Origin of the sequence: Rhodoferax sp. (genome assembly GCF_044236835.1) — a bacterium.
Classification (GTDB): domain Bacteria; phylum Pseudomonadota; class Gammaproteobacteria; order Burkholderiales; family Burkholderiaceae_C; genus Allorhodoferax.
This window is the reverse complement of sequence record NZ_JBIIGC010000008.1, coordinates 1-17,267: the sequence shown is the minus strand read 5'-3', so window position 1 is coordinate 17,267 and position 17,267 is coordinate 1. Positions and strand designations below refer to the sequence as shown.

Here is a 17,267-nt window from a genome sequence, read left to right as displayed (position 1 = left end):
GAAGTACAGACATGGTCACGAAAAGGCCCAAGGGGCTGGGGATGGGTTTGGAGGCTTTGCTGGGCCCTAAGGTTGTGGAGCGCACTGCGCAAGAGCAGGCCGAACTCGACGCCAGCCAGCCCAGCGCATTGCTGTTGACCGAGCTGGTGCCTGGCCAATACCAACCGCGCACCCACATTGACGAGGGTGCTTTGTACGAGCTGGCCGAGAGCATCAAGGCACAGGGCATCATGCAGCCCATCCTGGTGCGCAAGCGCAGCGACGGGCCCGATGCTGGCAAGTTCGAGATCATCGCGGGCGAGCGACGCTTTCGCGCGGCCAAGCTGGCGGGCTTGGACCGCGTCCCGGTGCTGGTGCGCGATGTGCCCAACGAGGCTGCGGCTGCGATGGCCTTGATCGAGAACATGCAGCGCGAAGACCTCAATCCGCTGGAAGAAGCCCAAGGCCTGCAACGCCTCATCAAAGAGTTTGGACTCACTCACGAAACCGCAGCGCAGGCGGTCGGGCGTTCCCGCAGCGCGGCCAGCAACCTGTTGCGGCTGCTCCAGTTGGCCGAGCCGGTCCAAACCATGTTGATGGCCGGTGACATCGATATGGGCCATGCCCGCGCCCTCTTGGCCCTGGACCGTGCAACTCAGATCACTGCCGCCCATCAAATTGCCAGCAAGAAGCTTTCGGTGCGCGAAGCCGAGCGCCTGGTCAAAAAGCTGGGGGCCGAGTTTTCGCTCACCAGCCCCAAACCCAAGAAAGAAAAGTCGCGCGACCTCAAGCGCTTGGAAGAAGAGCTGTCGGATCTGTTGGCTGCGCAGGTCGATGTGCAGGTCAAAAAGCGCGTCAAACGCAATGGCCGCATGGAAGAAATGGGTGAGATCACTATCCACTTTGGCTCGCTCGACGAACTCAACGGGCTGATCGAGCGCCTCGCACCTGGCGCCAGCCGCTAGGGCCGCTTGTGGCAGGGACTGCGCGCTGGTGGAGGGTGATGCATGTGTGGCCCTTGCCGGCGCTGTGTGCCTGGGCGGCTGCGTGGTGGGTCTTTCGCCAGCTGCTGGACCAAGGCGCATCTGTTACCACGGGATTGGCAGTGGCCACCGCGTTGGGCGTGGCGGCCAGCCTCTTGGGCGGCACCTGGTGGCGCCGGCTTTGGATTGGCGGCGGCTTTCCGCTGTCGGTGGCTTTGTCGATGCCCGCCTTGGGCCTGGCAGCGGTGCCTGCCTGGGCCTGGCTGGTGCCTCTGGGCGTGTTGTTGCTGATTTACCCGATCAACGCTTGGCGCGATGCGCCTTTGTTTCCCACGCCGCGCGACGCGCTGCAGGCGCTGCCACAGCACGCATCCTTGTCGGATGGCGCGCGCATTCTGGACGCGGGCTGCGGCACCGGTGCCGGTTTGCGCGCGCTGCGCGCCGCTTACCCGGCGGCCCGTCTGCAGGGCTTGGAGCGGAGTTGGCCGTTGTGCTTAATCGCTGCGTTGCGTTGCCCCTGGGCCCGTGTGCGCCCAGGTGATATGTGGCGTGCAGATTGGTCCACCTACGACATGGTGTACCTGTTCCAACGGCCCGAAAGCATGCCGCGCGCGGTGCGCAAGGCGGCGGAGCTGCGTCCCGGCGCGTGGCTGGTGAGCCTGGAGTTTGAAGCGCTTGTTTTGCAACCCACCGCCAGCTACACGGCGCCGGGTGGCAAAACCGTCTGGATGTACCGCGCGCCTTTTCATGTACGCGCGGCTTAACGCGTCACAGTAGTTCAGCTGGGGCGGTGGTATTTCAAAGCGGTTTTGGTCTGGCCTTCGTCGATCAGAGCGAAAAAATTTTGCCCGGGTTGAGGATGTTGTCCGGGTCGAGCGCGCGCTTGATGGTGCGCATCATCTCCACCGCGCCATCCCCTGCTTCGCTGCGCAAAAACTCCATCTTGTGCAAGCCCACACCGTGTTCGCCGGTGCAGGTGCCGCCTAGTTTGAGCGCGCGTTCGACCAGCTGGGAGTTGAGTTGCTCGGCCCGCACCCGCTCTTCGGGAATGTCCGGGTCGATCAAGTACCCCATGTGAAAGTTGCCATCGCCCACATGGCCGACCAAAAAGTACGGCAGTTTGGCCGCTTGCGCCTCGGCCACCGAGTCCAAGAGCGCATCGGCCAGGCGCGAGATGGGCACGCAGGTGTCGGTGGTGATGGCGCGGCAACCGGGGCGTGATTGGATGCCGGCAAAGTAAGCGTTGTGCCGCGCGGTCCACAGCTTGGTGCGCGCCTCGGGCGTGTCGGCCCACTCAAAGGCCTGCCCGCCGTGGTCGCTGGCGATATCTTGCACGGTTTGCACCTGCTCTTTGACGCTGTCGGGCGAGCCGTGGAACTCCATCAGCAGCATGGCGCCTTCGCGCAGGCTGAGCTTGGAGTGCGCGTTGACCATGCGGATGGTGTTGTCGTCGAGCAGCTCGCAGCGCGCAATGGGCACGCCCATTTGGATGATGGCAATCGTGGTGTTGACCGCGTCGGCCAGGCTGCTGAAGCTGCAGGTGGCGGCCATCACCGCTTCGGGTAGCGGGTAGAGCTTGAGGGTGATTTCGGTCATCACACCCAGCGTACCTTCCGAGCCCACCATCAGGCGCGTCAGGTCGTAGCCGGCTGACGATTTTTTGGCGCGGGTGCCGGTGCGAATGACTTCGCCGCTGGCGGTGACCACTTCCAGTGCCAGCACGTTCTCGCGCATGGTGCCGTAGCGCACCGCGTTGGTGCCACTGGCGCGGGTGGCTGCCATGCCGCCCAGCGAGGCGTCGGCGCCGGGGTCGATTGGAAAGAACAGCCCCGTGGACTTGACCGCCTCGTTGAGCTGCTTGCGCGTCACGCCGGGCTGCACCGTCACCGTCAAGTCCTCGGCGTTGATGGACAGCACCTGGCTCATGCGGCCCACATCGATGCTGATGCCACCTTGCACCGCCAGCAAATGTCCCTCAAGGGATGAGCCCACGCCAAACGGGATGACAGGCACCCGGTCGCTGGCCGCCAGCCGCACTGCATCGGCCACATCTCGGGTGCTTTGGGCAAACACCACAGCTGCGGGCGGCGGCATGCTAAAGGCCGACTCGTCGCGCCCGTGCTGTTCGCGCACCACCAAGGCGGCTGAAAACTGTTCGCCAAACCGCGCCTGCAAAGCGTCTAGCAAGGCCTGCGGCACCTCGCGTGGCTGGGCTTGGGGGATCAGGTGCTGGGGCAATGCGGGAGCGTTCATGGGGTGCCAATCGGTTCTGGGTGAATAATCCCATTTTGATTCAAGGAGACACGCATGGGCAACCGCCTCACACAAATCGCGACCCGCACCGGTGACGCTGGCACGACCGGGCTGGGCGACAACACGCGGGTGTCCAAAAACAGCCTGCGGGTGCACGCCATGGGCGATGTGGATGAGCTCAACTCCCACATGGGCGTACTGCTGTGCGAGGACATGCCGGCGGGCATCCGTGCGGTGCTGGTAGAAATCCAACACCAGCTGTTCAATCTGGGTGGCGAGCTCTCCATTCCCGGTTACGAACTGCTCAAGGCCGAGGCGGTGCTGCAGCTCGACCAAGCGTTGGCCGACTACAACGCCACCCTGCCTGTTTTGCAGGAGTTCATCTTGCCCGCCGGCAACCGCGCGGCTTCACTGGCCCATGTGTGCCGCACCGTGGCCCGGCGCGCTGAGCGGGCGGTGGTGGCCTTGGGCAACGAAGAGGCGCTCAAAGAAACGCCCCGCCAGTACCTCAACCGCCTCTCCGACCTAATGTTTGTGCTGGCCCGCGCGCTCAACCGCCACCGCACGGATGGCAGCGTGGGCGACGATGTGTACTGGCGCAGCGAGCGCATGCGCCAAGCAGCATCGCCACAGTAGCTGCACCTTGGTGGAGCAGCCATCGTGAAGTAGTCGCGCATCAGGCACGTGTTAGGCGCGTATTAGGCGGTGGTGCCCCGCGCTGCGCGCGGGCTCAGCGCGGCGCCAAGATCGACACCGTCAGGCGCGACACGCAGCACAGTTCACCGGCGTCGTTGCGCAAATCTATCTGCCAGACATGGGTGCTGCGGCCCAGGTGCACCGGGCGCGCCGTGCCCGTGACCCAGCCGCTTTGAACGCCTCTGAGGTGGTTGGCGTTGATGTCCAGCCCCACCGCTTGGTGGCCCGGTGTGCAGCTAAAGCCCGCGCCGCAGGAACCCAGTGTTTCTGCCAGCACGACCGAGACGCCACCGTGCAGCAAACCAAAGGGCTGGCGGGTGCGCGCATCGACGGGGATGCGGCCGACCAGGTAGTCGCTACCCACCTCCAGGAATTCAATACCGACATGGGACACCGCCGTGTTCTCGCTCATGTGCGTGAGGCTGGCTACGCTCACAGGGGTTTGCCAGATGGACATGGCTGCGCTCCTTCAGTTATTTCGATGCAGTACAAACCCCAGTGGTGGCCTTGGCATGGAACTCGCTAGTATCGCCAAGGAAGTTGACCAATTGGTTAGCTTGCGAACCGCGCAATCCGCACCTGGCCATGAGCACCACCGAAGACACTGCATCCTATTCCAAGCCGCCCAAGCGCCCTGCCGTTTCGGTGCGCAACGCCAGTGTGGTCTACACCACTGCCGACAGTCCGGTGCATGCGCTGAGCAATATCGACCTGGACATTGCCGACGGCGAGTTCGTCGCGCTCATCGGCCCCTCGGGCTGTGGCAAAACCACTTTGATGCGGGTGGTGGCCGATTTGGAGAAGACCAGCGCTGGCGAGGTGCTGGTCAACGGTGTCACACCGCATGCCGCCCGCGTGGCCCGCGCCTATGGCTATGTTTTCCAGGCCCCAGCATTGTTCCCGTGGCGCACCGTGTTGGCCAACGTAACGCTGCCACTGCAAATCCAGGGCATGGCGCAGGCCCAGGCCAAGTCGGTCGCGCGCGAGCACCTTGAGCGGGTGGGCCTTCAAGGCTTTGAAGGCAAGTACCCCTGGCAGCTCTCGGGTGGCATGCAGCAGCGTGTGTCGATTGCGCGCGCGCTGTCGTTCGAGCCCAAGATTTTGATGATGGACGAGCCCTTCGGTGCGCTCGATGAAATCACCCGAGACCGGCTCAACGAGCAGCTCCAACAACTGTGGCAACGCGAGCGGCGCACCGTGCTGTTTGTCACCCACTCGATTGCCGAAGCGGTGTACCTGTCGACCAAGATTGTGGTGATGTCGCCCCGGCCCGGACGCATCGTCAAGGTGATTGACTCACCTTTGCCTGACGCGCGCCACCTGGGCTTGCGCGACGCCCCCGAATTCATTGCCTTGGCGCATGAAGTGCGCGAGGCCCTGGCGGATGGTCACCATGGCTGACGCCCTGGCTCCAGCGCTTGCCGCGCCGCGCCCGGCCTGGGGCGGTGCTGCGTGGCGGCGGGTACAGCAAGACGCGCTGCCGGTGCTGACGGTACTGCTGTGCGCCGTGCTTGCTTGGTACGGCGCGGCCTGGGCGCTCAATGCGCCGGGCGCCATTGAGCGGGTGCTCGATGCCCAAGCAGGCTACTCGGCGCAAGACTTGTTTGCGGCAACCATGGCGATGGAGCGCCCCCTGATGCCCGCGCCGCACCAGGTGCTGCAGGACATCCACGAGAGCCTGACCGAATGGCCGCTGGAGTCGCCCCGCAACTTGCTTTTCCATGTGGCGGTGACCGCGCAGTCCACCCTGCTGGGCTTTGCGATGGGTACGGGGTTGGGCTTGCTGTTGTCGGTGCTGGTGGTGCATTCGCGTACGCTGGACCGCGCGCTCATGCCGTGGATCGTCGCCTCGCAGACGGTGCCGGTGCTGGCGATTGCGCCCATCGTCTTGGTCATTCTGGGTAGCTTGGGCTTTTCCGGGGTGGCGCCCAAGGCGGTGATCGCGATGTACCTTTGCTTCTTCCCGGTCACGGTGGCCATGGTGCAAGGTTTGCGCTCGCCCGAGCGCATCGAGATGGAAATGCTGCACACCTACGCCGCCTCGCGCTGGCAGACCCTGTGGTGCTTGCGCTTGCCCGCGGCCTTACCGTTTTTGTTTCCGGCGTTGCGGGTGGGTGTAGCGGCGGGGCTGGTGGGCGCTATGGTGGCCGAGCTTCCTACGGGCGCGCAGGCGGGGCTGGGTGCCAGGCTGCTGACCGGCTCGTACTACGGTCAGACGGTGCAGATCTGGTCGGCCTTGCTGATGTCGGCCTTGCTTGGCTTGCTGCTCACGGCGGCGGTGTCGCTGGCAGAGCGCTTGGTCTTGCGCAACCGGGGTGGCGTATGAGGGCCCGGCCATGAGGGCATTTTCATGGGCAGCGTGATGTTGCGAACGACTGCCTTGCTGGGCACGTGCTTGGTGTGCGCCGCGGCGCTGCTGCAGTTTCCTGCTGCACAGGGCGCAGGCACTGCGACCGGTGGATTTTGGTGGGCCACCTTGGCCGTGGCGGCGTTGGCACTGTGGAGCATTCACCGCACTGCTGCGCTGGAAGGTACGCGCTGGGTGGGCACGCTAACGGCTGGGGTGTTTGGCTTGTGGGTGGTGTACTTTTGGCAACTGCTGGTGACGGCGCTGGAGGTGCCGCGTGTGTTGTTGCCGGCGCCGGTGCTGATTCTGGACTCGATGGTGATGCATGCGCCCAAGCTGTGGGACGACTTTGTGCAGACCGTGGGCAAGGGTGTGCTGGTGGGCTGGGTGCTGGGATGCACCCTAGGTTTTGGGGTAGCGCTGGCCATTGATCGTCTGCCTTTTTTGCAGCGCGGCCTGCTGCCGGTGGCGTCTTTGACCAGCGCGGTTCCGCTGGTGGGTGTGGCGCCGATCGCGGTGATGTGGTTTGGCTTTGAGTGGCCGTCCAAAGCCGCGGTGGTGGTGCTGATGACCTTTTTTCCGATGCTGGTCTCCACCTTGGCCGGCCTCAAAGCCGCCGGCAAGCTCGAGCGCGAATTGATGTACAGCTACGCCGCCAGCTACAGCCGCACGCTATTGGCGCTGCGCTTACCCTCTGCACTGCCATTTGTTTTTGGCGCGCTCAAGATCAACGCCACATTGGCCCTGATTGGCGCCATCGTGGCGGAGTTTTTTGGTTCGCCAACCCAGGGCTTGGGTTTTCGAATTTCGACCGAGGCCGCCAAGATGAATATGCCCTTGGTGTGGGGCGCGATTGTGGTCGCTGCGGTGACAGGCTCGGTGGTGTATGCGTTGCTGGTCCAGTTGGAGCGGCGCGCGGCGTTCTGGCATCCGTCGGTGCGCTCAGCGTGATGTGTGTGGTGTGTTGACTTTTAACCTGAAGGAGCTTTTCATGATTCGTTCTCCCAATTTCGCCAAACGCGTGGTGGCGCTGGCTGTGGCTTTGGCCGGCGTGGGCGTGGCCACCGGTGCGTTGGCACAAGAGAAGGTGACGGTGCAACTCAAATGGGTGCCGCAAGCGCAGTTTGCCGGCTACTACATGGCCGCTGCCAAGGGCTACTACAAAGCCGAAGGCTTGGATGTCACCATCAAACCCGGCGGCCCCGACATCTCGCCGGTGCAGGTGCTGGCGGGCAACCAGGCCGACGTGGTGGTGAACTGGATGCCTGACGCCCTGGCCGCCCGCGAAGCCGGTGTGCCCTTGGTCAACATCGCCCAGGTGTTCAACCAGTCTGGCCTGATGCTGACGTGCAAAAAATCCAGTGGCGTGACCAGCCCCAAAGACCTCAAGGGTAAGACCCTGGGCGTTTGGTACGGTGGCAATGAGTACCCCTTCCTCAACTGGATGGCCAAGCTGGGCAACAAGCCCGGTACCGACATCAAGATCATGAAGCAAGGCTTCAACGTCGATCCTCTGCTGCAAAACCAGGCGGCCTGCATCTCCACCATGATCTACAACGAGTACTGGCAGATCATCGATGCGGGCGTCAAGGAAGCGGACCTGGTGACCTTCTTCTATGAGAAGGAAGGCGTGGCATCGCTGGAAGACGGCCTGTACGTGATGGAGTCCAAGCTGAAAGATCCAGCCTTTGTGGCCCGCATGGGCAAGTTTGTTAAGGCCTCGCTCAAGGGTTGGAGTGATGCAGTGAAAGACCCGGAGGGTGCTGCCAAGGCGGTGGTTGCCGCCGACACTTCGGGCAGCTCCAACCTCAAGGTGCAAAAGCGCCAAATGGAAAACGTGGCCAAGCTGATCACCAATGCTGGCACCAAGAAGCTGGGTTATCTGGAGCCCGCCGCCTACGAGCGCACCGTCAAGGGCCTCTTGAGTGGTGGCAGCGACCCGGTCATCAAGAAGGACCCGGGTAAGGCTGCCTACACCCACGTGGTGTGGGAGGCGGCGCAGAAGTAACTCGTGTGAGGTAAGCCCCGTGCATTTCTTTGCATAGGCGCGTGTGCATAGGCGCTAAAGGGTCTCTTGCCTTGCTGGCAAGAGACCCGAATGCAGGCACCGTGCCGTGTCGCTTGGCGCACATTAACCTTGAGCTTCCCGAAGCATGATCAAAGCGCCAGACGCCTCCAAGGGCCTCATTCGCCAGTCGAACGAGGCCCTGATTCTTTTTGCAGCAGAGAGGGTGTTTGCCCGCGCCGGTCTCAAAGGCGCAACCATGGCCGCCATTGCGCAGGGCAGTGGCTTGCCCAAGGCCAACTTGCACTATTACTTTGGCAGCAAAGAGGACCTGTACCGCGCTGTGCTGGCCCGCATCCTCAACGATTGGCTGCTGCCCACGCATGGCATCACGGTCGATGCCGAGCCACGCGCTGCGCTGGAGCAGTACATCCGCGCCAAGATGGCGCTGTCGGCCCAGCGGCCCGACGGCTCCAAGGTGTTTGCTAACGAGTTGCTGCATGGCGCGCCGGTGGTGCGCACCCTCTTGGCCACCGATTTGCGCGAGCTGGTGGAAGGCAAGGCCGCGGTGGTGCAGGGCTGGATCAATGCAGGCCGCATGGCCCCAGTCGACGCCTTGCACCTGTTCTTCACGATCTGGGCCGCAACCCAAACCTATGCCGACTTTGATGTGCAGGTGTGTGCGGTGTTGGGCCGCAAGTCGCTTAGCACCGCCGACCACGCCCGCGCCACCGAGCATGTGGTGTCGCTGATTCTGCGGGGCTGCGGCCTGTAAGTCACGCCTACGGTTTCAGGCGACAAACACACGCGCTTTGCGCGGCGTGAGTACCAAGACCTCACCCTCTTTGAAGGCTTGTTCGGTGTACTGCTGCACGCCCATCTGCGCTTCGATGATGTCGCCACTGCCAGCGGCAGCGGTGTCCAAGGGCAGCAGCTCCAGGCGCGCGATCGGTCCCACCACAATGGCGCGCACCAGCTTGGCGGGTATGCCGCGCTGGGGCTGGTAGCTGCCGATGTGTTGCTCCTCGCCAGCTTGGTAGCGGCGCACGTCCAGGTCGTGCGGGCGCACATAAGCAAACGCTTTGCTGTCCTGGGTGGCGCTGTGTTCGGGGCTGGCCAGGCGCACACCTTGCTTGCCCGCGCCAATCTGCATTTCGCCTTCGTGTGCGCGGCCATGGAACAGGTTCACATCGCCCAGAAAGCCATACACGAACGGGCTGGCCGGGTGGTCCCACACCTCTTGGGGCGAACCAATTTGCTCGACCTTGCCGCTGTTCATTAGCACCACGCGGTCAGCAACTTCGAGCGCCTCCTCTTGATCATGGGTGACGAAAATGCTGGTCACATGCAAGTCGTCGTGCAGTCGGCGCAGCCAGCGGCGCAACTCTTTGCGCACCTTGGCATCGAGTGCGCCAAACGGTTCGTCGAGCAGCAGCACTTTGGGCTCCACGGCCAGCGCGCGCGCCAAGGCGATGCGTTGGCGCTGACCACCCGAGAGCTGCGCGGGGTAGCGGTCGGCCAGCCAGTCGAGCTGCACGAGGTTGAGCAACTCGTGTACCTTGTCTTGGATGATGGCGTCGGAAGGCCGGGTGGCGCGTGGCTTCATGCGCAGCCCGAAGGCCACGTTGTCAAACACCGTCATATGGCGAAACAGCGCGTAGTGCTGGAACACAAAGCCCACCTTGCGCTCGCGCACATGCACGTCGGTGGTGTCTTCGCCGCTGAAAAGAATGCTGCCCTGGTCGGCAGTCTCTAGCCCGGCGATGATGCGCAGCAGCGTGGTCTTGCCGCAGCCCGAGGGCCCGAGCAGCGCGACCAGTTCGCCCGAGTCGATGTCCAGACTGACGTCGTTGAGGGCCTTGAAGGTACCGAATTCTTTGCTGATATTGCGGATGGCAATGCTCATGGTGTGTCTCTCTGCGTGGGGTTGCGCGTTAGGGGCGCGGCGCGGCGGATGCCGAGCCGGTCGCACCCTCTGGCCTGAAGGCGGCGCCCGCACTGCTGGCCACCAGGCCGCTGGGTCGCTCGGGAGGCAGCGAGGCGTTCATGGACTGCTCACTGCGGGCGCGCCACTCCACCCATTGCTTGACCACCAGCGTGACCAAGGCCAGGAGCGCCAGCAGCGACGCCACGGCAAACGCCGCCACCGACTGGTACTCGTTGTACAAAATCTCGACATGCAAAGGCATGGTGTTGGTTTGGCCGCGGATGTGCCCTGACACCACCGACACCGCGCCAAACTCGCCCATGGCGCGGGCGTTGCACAGAATGACGCCGTACAACAAGCCCCATTTGATGTTGGGCAGCGTCACATGCCAAAAGGTCTGCCAGCCGGTGGCGCCCAGCACCAAGGCGGCTTGCTCCTCTTCGGTGCCCTGCGCTTGCATCAGCGGGATCAGCTCACGGGCGACGAAGGGGAAGGTGACAAACACGGTCGCCAAAATGATGCCTGGCACCGCAAACACGATCTTGATGTCATGCGCCATCAGCCAAGGCCCAAACCAGCCGTGGGCACCAAACACCAGCACATAGATCAGGCCTGCAACCACGGGTGACACAGAAAACGGCAGGTCTACCAAGGTTGTCAAGAACGCCTTGCCGCGGAACTCGTACTTGGCAATGGCCCAGGCGGCGCATACACCAAACACCAGGTTGAGGGGCACCGACACCGCCGCCACCAGGAGCGTCAGGCGGATGGCGCTCCAGGCGTCGGGCTCCTTGAGCGCTTCCAAAAAGGCATCCGAACCTTTGCGCAGCGCCTCGGTGAACACCGCCGCCAGCGGCAACACCAAAAACAGCACGACAAACGTCAGGGCCACGCTGATCAGCGCCCACTTCACCCATGCGGGTTCGGTGGTTCCGGTTTGCGCACGGACGGCGCTTGGTGCGCGGCTCATGTTTGCGCTCCGGTTTGCTTGCGCTGCCAGGACTGCAGTGCGTTGATGACCAGCAGCATGGCAAAGGATGCCAGCAACATCACAGTGGCCACGGCGGTGGCACCCGCGTAGTCGTACTGCTCGAGCTTGCCGATGATGATCAGCGGGGTGATCTCCGACACCATGGGCATGTTGCCGGCAATAAAAATCACCGAGCCGTACTCGCCCACGCCGCGCGCGAAGGCCATTGCAAAGCCGGTCAGTAAGGCTGGTGCGATGCTGGGAAAAATGACGTAGCGAAAGGTCTGCCAGCGGGTGGCACCCAGGCAGGTGGCGGCTTCTTCAAGCTCCTTCTCCGCATCTTCCAGCACCGGCTGCACCGTACGCACTACGAAGGGCAGGCCGATGAAGATGAGCGCAATGACCACGCCATTGGGGTTGAACGCCAATTGAATGCCGTGCGGCTCCAACAAGCTGCCAATCCAACCGTTGCCGGCCAGCAGAGCGGTCAGCGAAATGCCGGCCACCGCAGTGGGCAATGCAAACGGCAGGTCCACCAAGGCGTCAACGATTTTTTTTCCAGGGAATTGGTAGCGCACCAGCACCCAGGCCAATAGCAAGCCAAACACGGCGTTGACCAAGGCTGCCAGGAACGACGCACCAAATGTCAGGCGGTACGATGCCAGGACGCGCGGGCTGCTGACGGCCAACACAAACTGCTCCCAAGTGAGCGTGAAGGTCTTGAACAGTAGCGCTGACAGTGGAATCAGCACGATCAAGCAGAGGTAAAAAATCGTGTAACCCAGGGTCACACGGAACCCCGGGAGCACGCGGCGGGAGGTACCCATTTACTTCACGGTGTAGATCTTGTCGAACTGACCGCCATCGTTGAAGTGCACCTGCTGTGCTTGTGCCAGTGAGCCGAAGTACTCCTCTGCCGTGAACAGTGCCAGGGGCTTGAAGGTGCTGGCGTACTTCCTGAGCACCGCAGGGCTGCGCGGACGGATGGCGTGTTGCGCGGCAATCTCTTGCGCCTCTTCGGTGTAGAGGAAATTCAGGTAAGCCTTTGCCAGTTCCGCCGTACCCTTCTTCGCTACGGTGCGTTCCACCACCGCCACCGGGTTTTCCGCCACGATGGAGCTGCTGGGGTGGATGGCGTCCACTTTGCCGGCGCCAAATTCTCGGTCTACCGACACCACCTCCGACTCGAAGGTGATCAGTACATCGCCGATGTTGCGCTGTAGGAAGATGGTGGTGGCATCGCGTCCGCCCTTGGCCAGAACCGGCACATTTTTGTAAAGCTTGCTCACGAACTCTGCAGCTTGGGCGTCGGTGCCGCCCTTTTTACGCACCGAACCCCAAGCGGCGAGGTAGGCCATGCGGCCATTGCCACCCGTTTTGGGGTTGACCACAATGACTTGGATGCCGGGCTTGATCAGGTCGTCCCAGTCTTTGATGCCCTTGGGGTTGCCATTGCGCACCAAGAACAGCATGGTCGAGCTGGTGGGCGCGGCGTTATTCGGGAAGCGCCTGTTCCAGTCTTTGGCGACCACGCCGGTGCTGGCCAGAAAGTCAACATCGGCGGTGGTGTTCATGGTCACCACGTCAGCGTCTAGCCCGTCGTTGACCGCGCGTGCCTGGGCGCTGGAGCCGGCGTGCGACTGGTCGATCTTGATATCTTTACCGGTGCTCTTTTTGTAGCTGGCGATGAAGGCGGCGTTGATGTCCTTATAGAACTCGCGCGATACGTCGTAGGACACGTTGAGCAAGGTGTTCTGCGCACTGGCAACTGTGCTCCAGGCGAGCGTGGTGGCTGCAAGCACTGCGGCTGCGAACGTGCGGGCGATGGTCAGCTTGGCGCTGCGGGTGGAATACATCATGGACCTCAAAACGTAGGGCACAGCGCCTAGGGGCGCCCGGTGCATTGGCAAAGGCGGCGATTGTGTGGGGCGGGCGCGCCGATGCCAACGAATTGTTGGTTGTTTGCATATGCCAACGCGCGCTATCGCCACGCAAGTGGGTCATGCAAGGGCGCGGCAACGGAGGTCCACGCGCACGGTGGTGCGCGTTGGTGTTTACGCTGGAGGCTCAACCAAACAGGCGTCCCCGCGCCGCATCGGTGATGGCTACCACGCAAGGGTGTGTGATCCGCCGCTCCACCGTGACCGCAAAAAACTCCTCCAGCAGCTCGTCGGTGTGGCCGATCAGCTCCACACCGAATTGCGCCACGGTTTCTGCTGCCAGCACATGCGGCGCCATGAACACGCCTCGTCCTTCACGACCGAAGGCTGTCATTAAAGCGCCATCGTCGAACTCGCCCAAGATCCGCGGGTGGATTTGGTGGCGAGTGAGCCAACCTTCGAGTTGCTGACGGACGGACGCGTGCGCGCCCTGGATCAGCATGGGTTGGTCATTCAAGCATTGTGGGAATGGTCCCAACAGGGTGCTGCGCAGCTCCGGCGTGCAAAAAAAGCCCATGGCCGTGTGGCCCAGCGCATGGTTAAACGCCTTGACGCTAAGGCGCCGCGACATCGGCTCGTCGGCGATCACCAAATCGAGCTTGTTGAGGGCGAGTTGCGCCAGCAAATCGGGGAACTTGCCCTCGCTGCAGATCATGCGCACGGGCATGCTCAGCGACAACGCGGGCTCCAGCAGCCGGTATGCAATCGACTTGGACACCGAGTCGGCTACACCCACCGAAAACTCTAGCACCTTGCTGCCGCCACGGGCGGCGCGCACGGCGGACTCGAGCTCGCTGCCCAGCGCAAAGATCTGGTCTGCGTAGGCCAGCGCAATGCGCCCGTCTTCGGTCAACTCCAAGTTGCGCCCTCGCTTTTTGAAGAGCTTGCGGCCCAACCACTCCTCCAACAAATGGATCTGTCCCGACAGCGTCTGGGGCGTGGTATGCAGTTGTTCTCCGGCGCGCATCACGCCGCCGGCTTTGGCGGTGACCCAAAAATAATGCAGGTGCTTGAAATTCATCGGTATTTTCGAAGTAAAAATTTCTTAAATACGAATTTTCACGAAGCATCATTATCCCTACATTGTCTCCACCCGGCGCCATTGCGCCGATAAGGAGACCTCCTATGCGACTCAGTACCCGTGGACGTTTTGCAATCACTGCCATGATTGACTTGGCATTGCGCGACAAGGCCTACCCAGTGCCTCTGTCGGACCTGGCCTTGCGCCATGGCATTTCGTTGTCCTACCTGGAGCAGGTGTTTAGCAAGCTGCGCCAACAAGGCCTGGTGGAGAGCACCCGTGGCCCCGGCGGAGGTTACACCCTGGGTTTTCGCGGCGACCAAATCACCGTGGCGGACATCATCGGTGCCATCGAAGACCCGCGCGACGCGGCCGATGAGCGCGAACGCGAGGGCGTACTCAACACCCAGGCTTTGTGGGACTCCTTGCACAGCGCCTTGTTCGAGCACATGAAAACTATCACCCTGAAAAGCTTGGCTGACGACCAACGTGCCCGGGGCTTCAAGGTGCAAGAGCGCAAAGCCAGCAAGAAGGGTGTCCTGCAAAAGCTCAAACTCGATCCGCCGCGCCCCACTGCGCCCAATTCGGTGTTCGCGCTGGGGCAGGTGTGGCGGCACACCTGAAGATTGGGCTGGCTTGCTGGGGCCCGTGCGCACCCAGCGGCGCTCCAAAACTCTAGAGCACCTCGACGCCGCGCGCCAATGCCTGCGCGCGCATCTCTAGGCAGCTTGCGTAGTCAGTGAGTTCGAGCGGCACAAAACCGCACACCAGCAAAGGCGTCCGGACGCGAGCAAAGCGCGCATCTTTGGCTACATCGGCCAAGCCCGCGCGCAGGGCAGCCAGCGCCGCAGGTGGCGTGCCCAAGCCCGTCACCAGCGGCAACCCAGGATAGGGCGCGGTGCGCCCAAATACCCGAATCTGTGGTGCCAGCGCCGGATTGCTCTGTTGCCACAAGGCCAGCGTGACGCAGTCGATGGCGGCCAGGTCTGCGCGGCCAGAGCGCACACTTTCAATCGCGTTTGCGTGGGAGCCGACCTCCAGTGAGGCGCCAAAAAACGGGCGCGCGTCGCTGCTGGTGGCCACCAATGCGCGCAATGCGTTGTAGCCCGATTGCGAGTCGGTTGCGTTGAATGCCAAGGTGCAGCCTTGGAAGTCGACCAGCGTGCTGCGGGCGTCGTCTTGCCGGCAAATGAGCTGGCTGGTGCACAGCACCCCTTGGGCGCCGGCAACCTCGTAGGCAAAGGCGCCCACGACTTGTACTTTGTCAAACAGCGCCGTAGTGAGTGGATAGCCGCAAGTTTGGCTGATCAGAAAATCGCCACCGGCCCAGTGGGCGTGGTAGTCGCTGGGCCAACTCAGCTGCGCAGGGATGGGTGCGGCAAGCGATGGCCAAGGCCCATCGCGCAGGCGCTGGGCAAGCGCCGACCAGAAAGCGTCCACCGTCCCCGCAGGGGGGAAATACATGGGCAGCGCGGCGACCATGCGCTTACAGCTTGGCCGCCGATGTGCCGGGGTTGGGGGTGCGCTGGGGTGCCTCTTGTGAACTGCTCAAAATCGGGCTGTCCACCATCCGCCAAGCGAACTTGCGAATCAGCCAGCCATAGCCCGGCACCACAAAGCCCGCGTTGCGGGCGTGGTAGCCCGCGCGGTCTGCGGCATAGGCAGCAGGGATGCGGTACCAAGCCAGTTCGGGGTGGGCATGGTGCACCACGTGGTAGTTGTTATTCAAGAACAGCAAGCGCCAGAACCACCCAGCTTCGTTGATCACCGTGCGGTGCGCTGGCAATGCGCCAGGACGGTGCTCGTACAAAGAGCGCAACATCACGAGGCCCAGCGCGGGGTAGGCCATGCCGAAGCAATACGTCCAGGCCGAGACGCTGGTAAAGCTCTCAAGGCACCACAACAACAGCGCCACTAAAGGCAAGTGGACCGCCCACACCTTGAGCTCTTGCCATTGGCCCGTGGCCAGTTGGCGCGCCGCTTTGCTGGCGAGGCTGACGATAACGATGGCCGGGCCAATGAGCAACCGGCCCAAGAAGGTGCGCTGTGTACGGTAGAGCCACAGGGCGACCGCGCCCATGTTTGCAGCCTGCTCGGATGTGATGTAGTTGCTCTCGGTGTCCACGCCAGGCACGGTCAGGTGCGCGTCTTCGTGGTGCTTGAGGTGGTCGATCTTGTAAGTGTCAAACGGGTACCAAATCGCCAGCGGCGGCAAACCGATGAGCCGATTGATGGTCGGGTTGCGGGTGGGGTGGCCATGGGTGAGTTCGTGCTGAAAACTCAAGTACCACGCGAGCACCACCACCATCAGGGGTGTGCTGACCCAGACGGGCAGTTCCGCATACCAATGCAGCAAAGCGCCCCAGACAAACCAAATCGAAAACCAGAGCACCCACGTAGGCCATTCAATGCCGTCGGGCGCAGCACTCGTCTGGGGGTCACGGTCGGTAAGGGCGGGCGATGTCATGGCGGAGCTGGGCGAAACAGTGGCTGTGGTATCGGTGGCGGTTGAGAGGGCGGCGGTTGCAAATTTCTGTGGACGTGCATTGAAAATCTAGCGGAGGTGGGTGGTTTGGTTTTGGTGTGCGGTGTCGCCATCTGTAGGGTCTCAGAAAAGATGCACACCAGTGGCGATACAGATCAACGATCTTTGCAAGTATTTTGATAAAGACTATTTGCTGATTCTCAGATAGGTTGCCAACATCCTACAGGACTCTATCGCATCGATTTGGAGAACCAACTCTCCGTGTTGCTGAAGTTCACTCAATGGTCTTTGTGTTCCATCAAATTTACGATGGAAAGTAACGCAAGTGGTTGCGCTCGTAAACGACGCCACAGCAGTGCACAGCCAAACAATCAAGATGTGTACTGAACCGCCCCGGGCTGGTTCATACGCCCTACTTCGGGATTACAAGCCACCTTGCGAGTTCACGCTTTGAAACGTTGGCAGCATCCTCCTGAACGTATCGAACTTCCAGGTCAACACCACGCATTCCTTTGATGGTCTTGGGCTTAGCCCTGTTGCCGCCGACCGAAAATTGACAGTCTGAAAGGGCAAGTGCCGATTGAAAATTGACAGGGGTGTTCCACTGCTCTGCTGAAACTTTCAGCGGGGATGTAAGAGGTGATCACCATGGACATGATTG

General features: G+C 62.3%; 18 protein-coding genes. 9 read left to right on the top strand and 9 right to left on the bottom strand.

The window, feature by feature from the left end; all coding sequences use genetic code 11:
• Positions 1 to 11 precede the first annotated feature (11 nt).
• Positions 12 to 944: a ParB/RepB/Spo0J family partition protein gene (locus ACILRC_RS07210; protein WP_395668684.1), complete on the top strand. Its 933-nt coding sequence runs from the start codon at positions 12 to 14 to the stop codon at positions 942 to 944.
• A 38-nt stretch (positions 945 to 982) separates the two neighbouring features.
• A complete protein-coding gene (locus ACILRC_RS07205) occupies positions 983 to 1,726 on the top strand; it encodes a class I SAM-dependent methyltransferase (protein WP_395668683.1) in 744 nt (247 codons plus the stop codon).
• A 64-nt stretch (positions 1,727 to 1,790) separates the two neighbouring features.
• Here the strand turns inward: ACILRC_RS07205 and ACILRC_RS07200 are convergent, their stop codons facing one another.
• Positions 1,791 to 3,215, bottom strand: a complete 1,425-nt coding sequence (locus ACILRC_RS07200) for an FAD-binding oxidoreductase (protein WP_395668682.1) — start codon at positions 3,213 to 3,215, stop codon at positions 1,791 to 1,793.
• 54 nt (positions 3,216 to 3,269) lie between these two features.
• Between ACILRC_RS07200 and ACILRC_RS07195 the strand changes: the two genes are divergently transcribed.
• Complete coding sequence (locus ACILRC_RS07195; RefSeq protein WP_395668681.1) at positions 3,270 to 3,851, top strand: cob(I)yrinic acid a,c-diamide adenosyltransferase; 582 nt, start codon at positions 3,270 to 3,272, stop codon at positions 3,849 to 3,851.
• 94 nt (positions 3,852 to 3,945) lie between these two features.
• On the opposite strand, the gene ACILRC_RS07190 is transcribed toward ACILRC_RS07195, so the two are convergent.
• Positions 3,946 to 4,368: a hotdog fold thioesterase gene (locus ACILRC_RS07190; RefSeq protein WP_395668680.1), complete on the bottom strand. Its 423-nt coding sequence runs from the start codon at positions 4,366 to 4,368 to the stop codon at positions 3,946 to 3,948.
• A gap of 128 nt (positions 4,369 to 4,496) precedes the next feature.
• Here ACILRC_RS07190 and ACILRC_RS07185 point away from each other — a divergent pair, with 128 nt between their 5' ends.
• The 5 genes from ACILRC_RS07185 (at position 4,497) to ACILRC_RS07165 (ending at position 9,038) form a co-directional block, all read left to right on the top strand.
• Positions 4,497 to 5,312: an ABC transporter ATP-binding protein gene (locus ACILRC_RS07185; RefSeq protein ID WP_395668679.1), complete on the top strand. Its 816-nt coding sequence runs from the start codon at positions 4,497 to 4,499 to the stop codon at positions 5,310 to 5,312.
• The gene (locus ACILRC_RS07180) at positions 5,305 to 6,237 is read left to right on the top strand and encodes an ABC transporter permease (RefSeq protein ID WP_395668678.1); all 933 of its coding nucleotides are present in this window, start codon (positions 5,305 to 5,307) and stop codon (positions 6,235 to 6,237) included. The genes ACILRC_RS07185 and ACILRC_RS07180 overlap by 8 nt, the downstream gene beginning before the upstream one ends.
• A 24-nt stretch (positions 6,238 to 6,261) precedes the next feature.
• On the top strand, positions 6,262 to 7,209 hold the full coding sequence (locus ACILRC_RS07175) for an ABC transporter permease (RefSeq protein ID WP_395668677.1): 948 nt from the start codon (positions 6,262 to 6,264) through the stop codon (positions 7,207 to 7,209).
• A 40-nt stretch (positions 7,210 to 7,249) separates the two neighbouring features.
• Positions 7,250 to 8,266, top strand: a complete 1,017-nt coding sequence (locus tag ACILRC_RS07170; protein WP_395668676.1) for an ABC transporter substrate-binding protein — start codon at positions 7,250 to 7,252, stop codon at positions 8,264 to 8,266.
• A gap of 145 nt (positions 8,267 to 8,411) precedes the next feature.
• On the top strand, positions 8,412 to 9,038 hold the full coding sequence (locus ACILRC_RS07165; RefSeq protein ID WP_395668675.1) for a TetR/AcrR family transcriptional regulator: 627 nt from the start codon (positions 8,412 to 8,414) through the stop codon (positions 9,036 to 9,038).
• Positions 9,039 to 9,053: 15 nt separating this feature from the next.
• Here ACILRC_RS07165 and ACILRC_RS07160 read toward each other — a convergent pair whose 3' ends face one another.
• The 5 genes from ACILRC_RS07160 to nhaR all read right to left on the bottom strand — a co-directional run bounded on the left by ACILRC_RS07160 (position 9,054) and on the right by nhaR (position 14,121).
• Positions 9,054 to 10,169 (bottom strand): sulfate/molybdate ABC transporter ATP-binding protein, encoded by a 1,116-nt coding sequence (locus tag ACILRC_RS07160; protein WP_395668674.1) that lies wholly within the window; start codon positions 10,167 to 10,169, stop codon positions 9,054 to 9,056.
• A gap of 28 nt (positions 10,170 to 10,197) precedes the next feature.
• On the bottom strand, positions 10,198 to 11,160 hold the full coding sequence (cysW, locus tag ACILRC_RS07155; protein ID WP_395668673.1) for a sulfate ABC transporter permease subunit CysW: 963 nt from the start codon (positions 11,158 to 11,160) through the stop codon (positions 10,198 to 10,200).
• The gene (gene cysT / locus ACILRC_RS07150) at positions 11,157 to 11,987 is read right to left on the bottom strand and encodes a sulfate ABC transporter permease subunit CysT (RefSeq protein WP_395668672.1); all 831 of its coding nucleotides are present in this window, start codon (positions 11,985 to 11,987) and stop codon (positions 11,157 to 11,159) included. Before cysT ends, cysW begins: the two co-directional genes overlap by 4 nt.
• A complete protein-coding gene (locus ACILRC_RS07145) occupies positions 11,988 to 13,019 on the bottom strand; it encodes a sulfate ABC transporter substrate-binding protein (RefSeq protein WP_395668671.1) in 1,032 nt (343 codons plus the stop codon).
• A gap of 208 nt (positions 13,020 to 13,227) precedes the next feature.
• Positions 13,228 to 14,121, bottom strand: a complete 894-nt coding sequence (gene nhaR / locus ACILRC_RS07140) for a transcriptional activator NhaR (RefSeq protein WP_395668670.1) — start codon at positions 14,119 to 14,121, stop codon at positions 13,228 to 13,230.
• A 104-nt stretch (positions 14,122 to 14,225) separates the two neighbouring features.
• On the opposite strand from nhaR, the gene ACILRC_RS07135 reads away from it, so the two are divergent.
• Positions 14,226 to 14,744: an Rrf2 family transcriptional regulator gene (locus tag ACILRC_RS07135; protein WP_395668669.1), complete on the top strand. Its 519-nt coding sequence runs from the start codon at positions 14,226 to 14,228 to the stop codon at positions 14,742 to 14,744.
• A 52-nt stretch (positions 14,745 to 14,796) separates the two neighbouring features.
• On the opposite strand, the gene ACILRC_RS07130 is transcribed toward ACILRC_RS07135, so the two are convergent.
• Both ACILRC_RS07130 and ACILRC_RS07125 read right to left on the bottom strand, forming a co-directional pair.
• Positions 14,797 to 15,603: a phosphate/phosphite/phosphonate ABC transporter substrate-binding protein gene (locus ACILRC_RS07130; RefSeq protein ID WP_395668668.1), complete on the bottom strand. Its 807-nt coding sequence runs from the start codon at positions 15,601 to 15,603 to the stop codon at positions 14,797 to 14,799.
• A 4-nt stretch (positions 15,604 to 15,607) separates the two neighbouring features.
• Positions 15,608 to 16,588, bottom strand: a complete 981-nt coding sequence (locus ACILRC_RS07125) for a fatty acid desaturase (RefSeq protein WP_395668667.1) — start codon at positions 16,586 to 16,588, stop codon at positions 15,608 to 15,610.
• Positions 16,589 to 17,267: the final 679 nt, after the last annotated feature.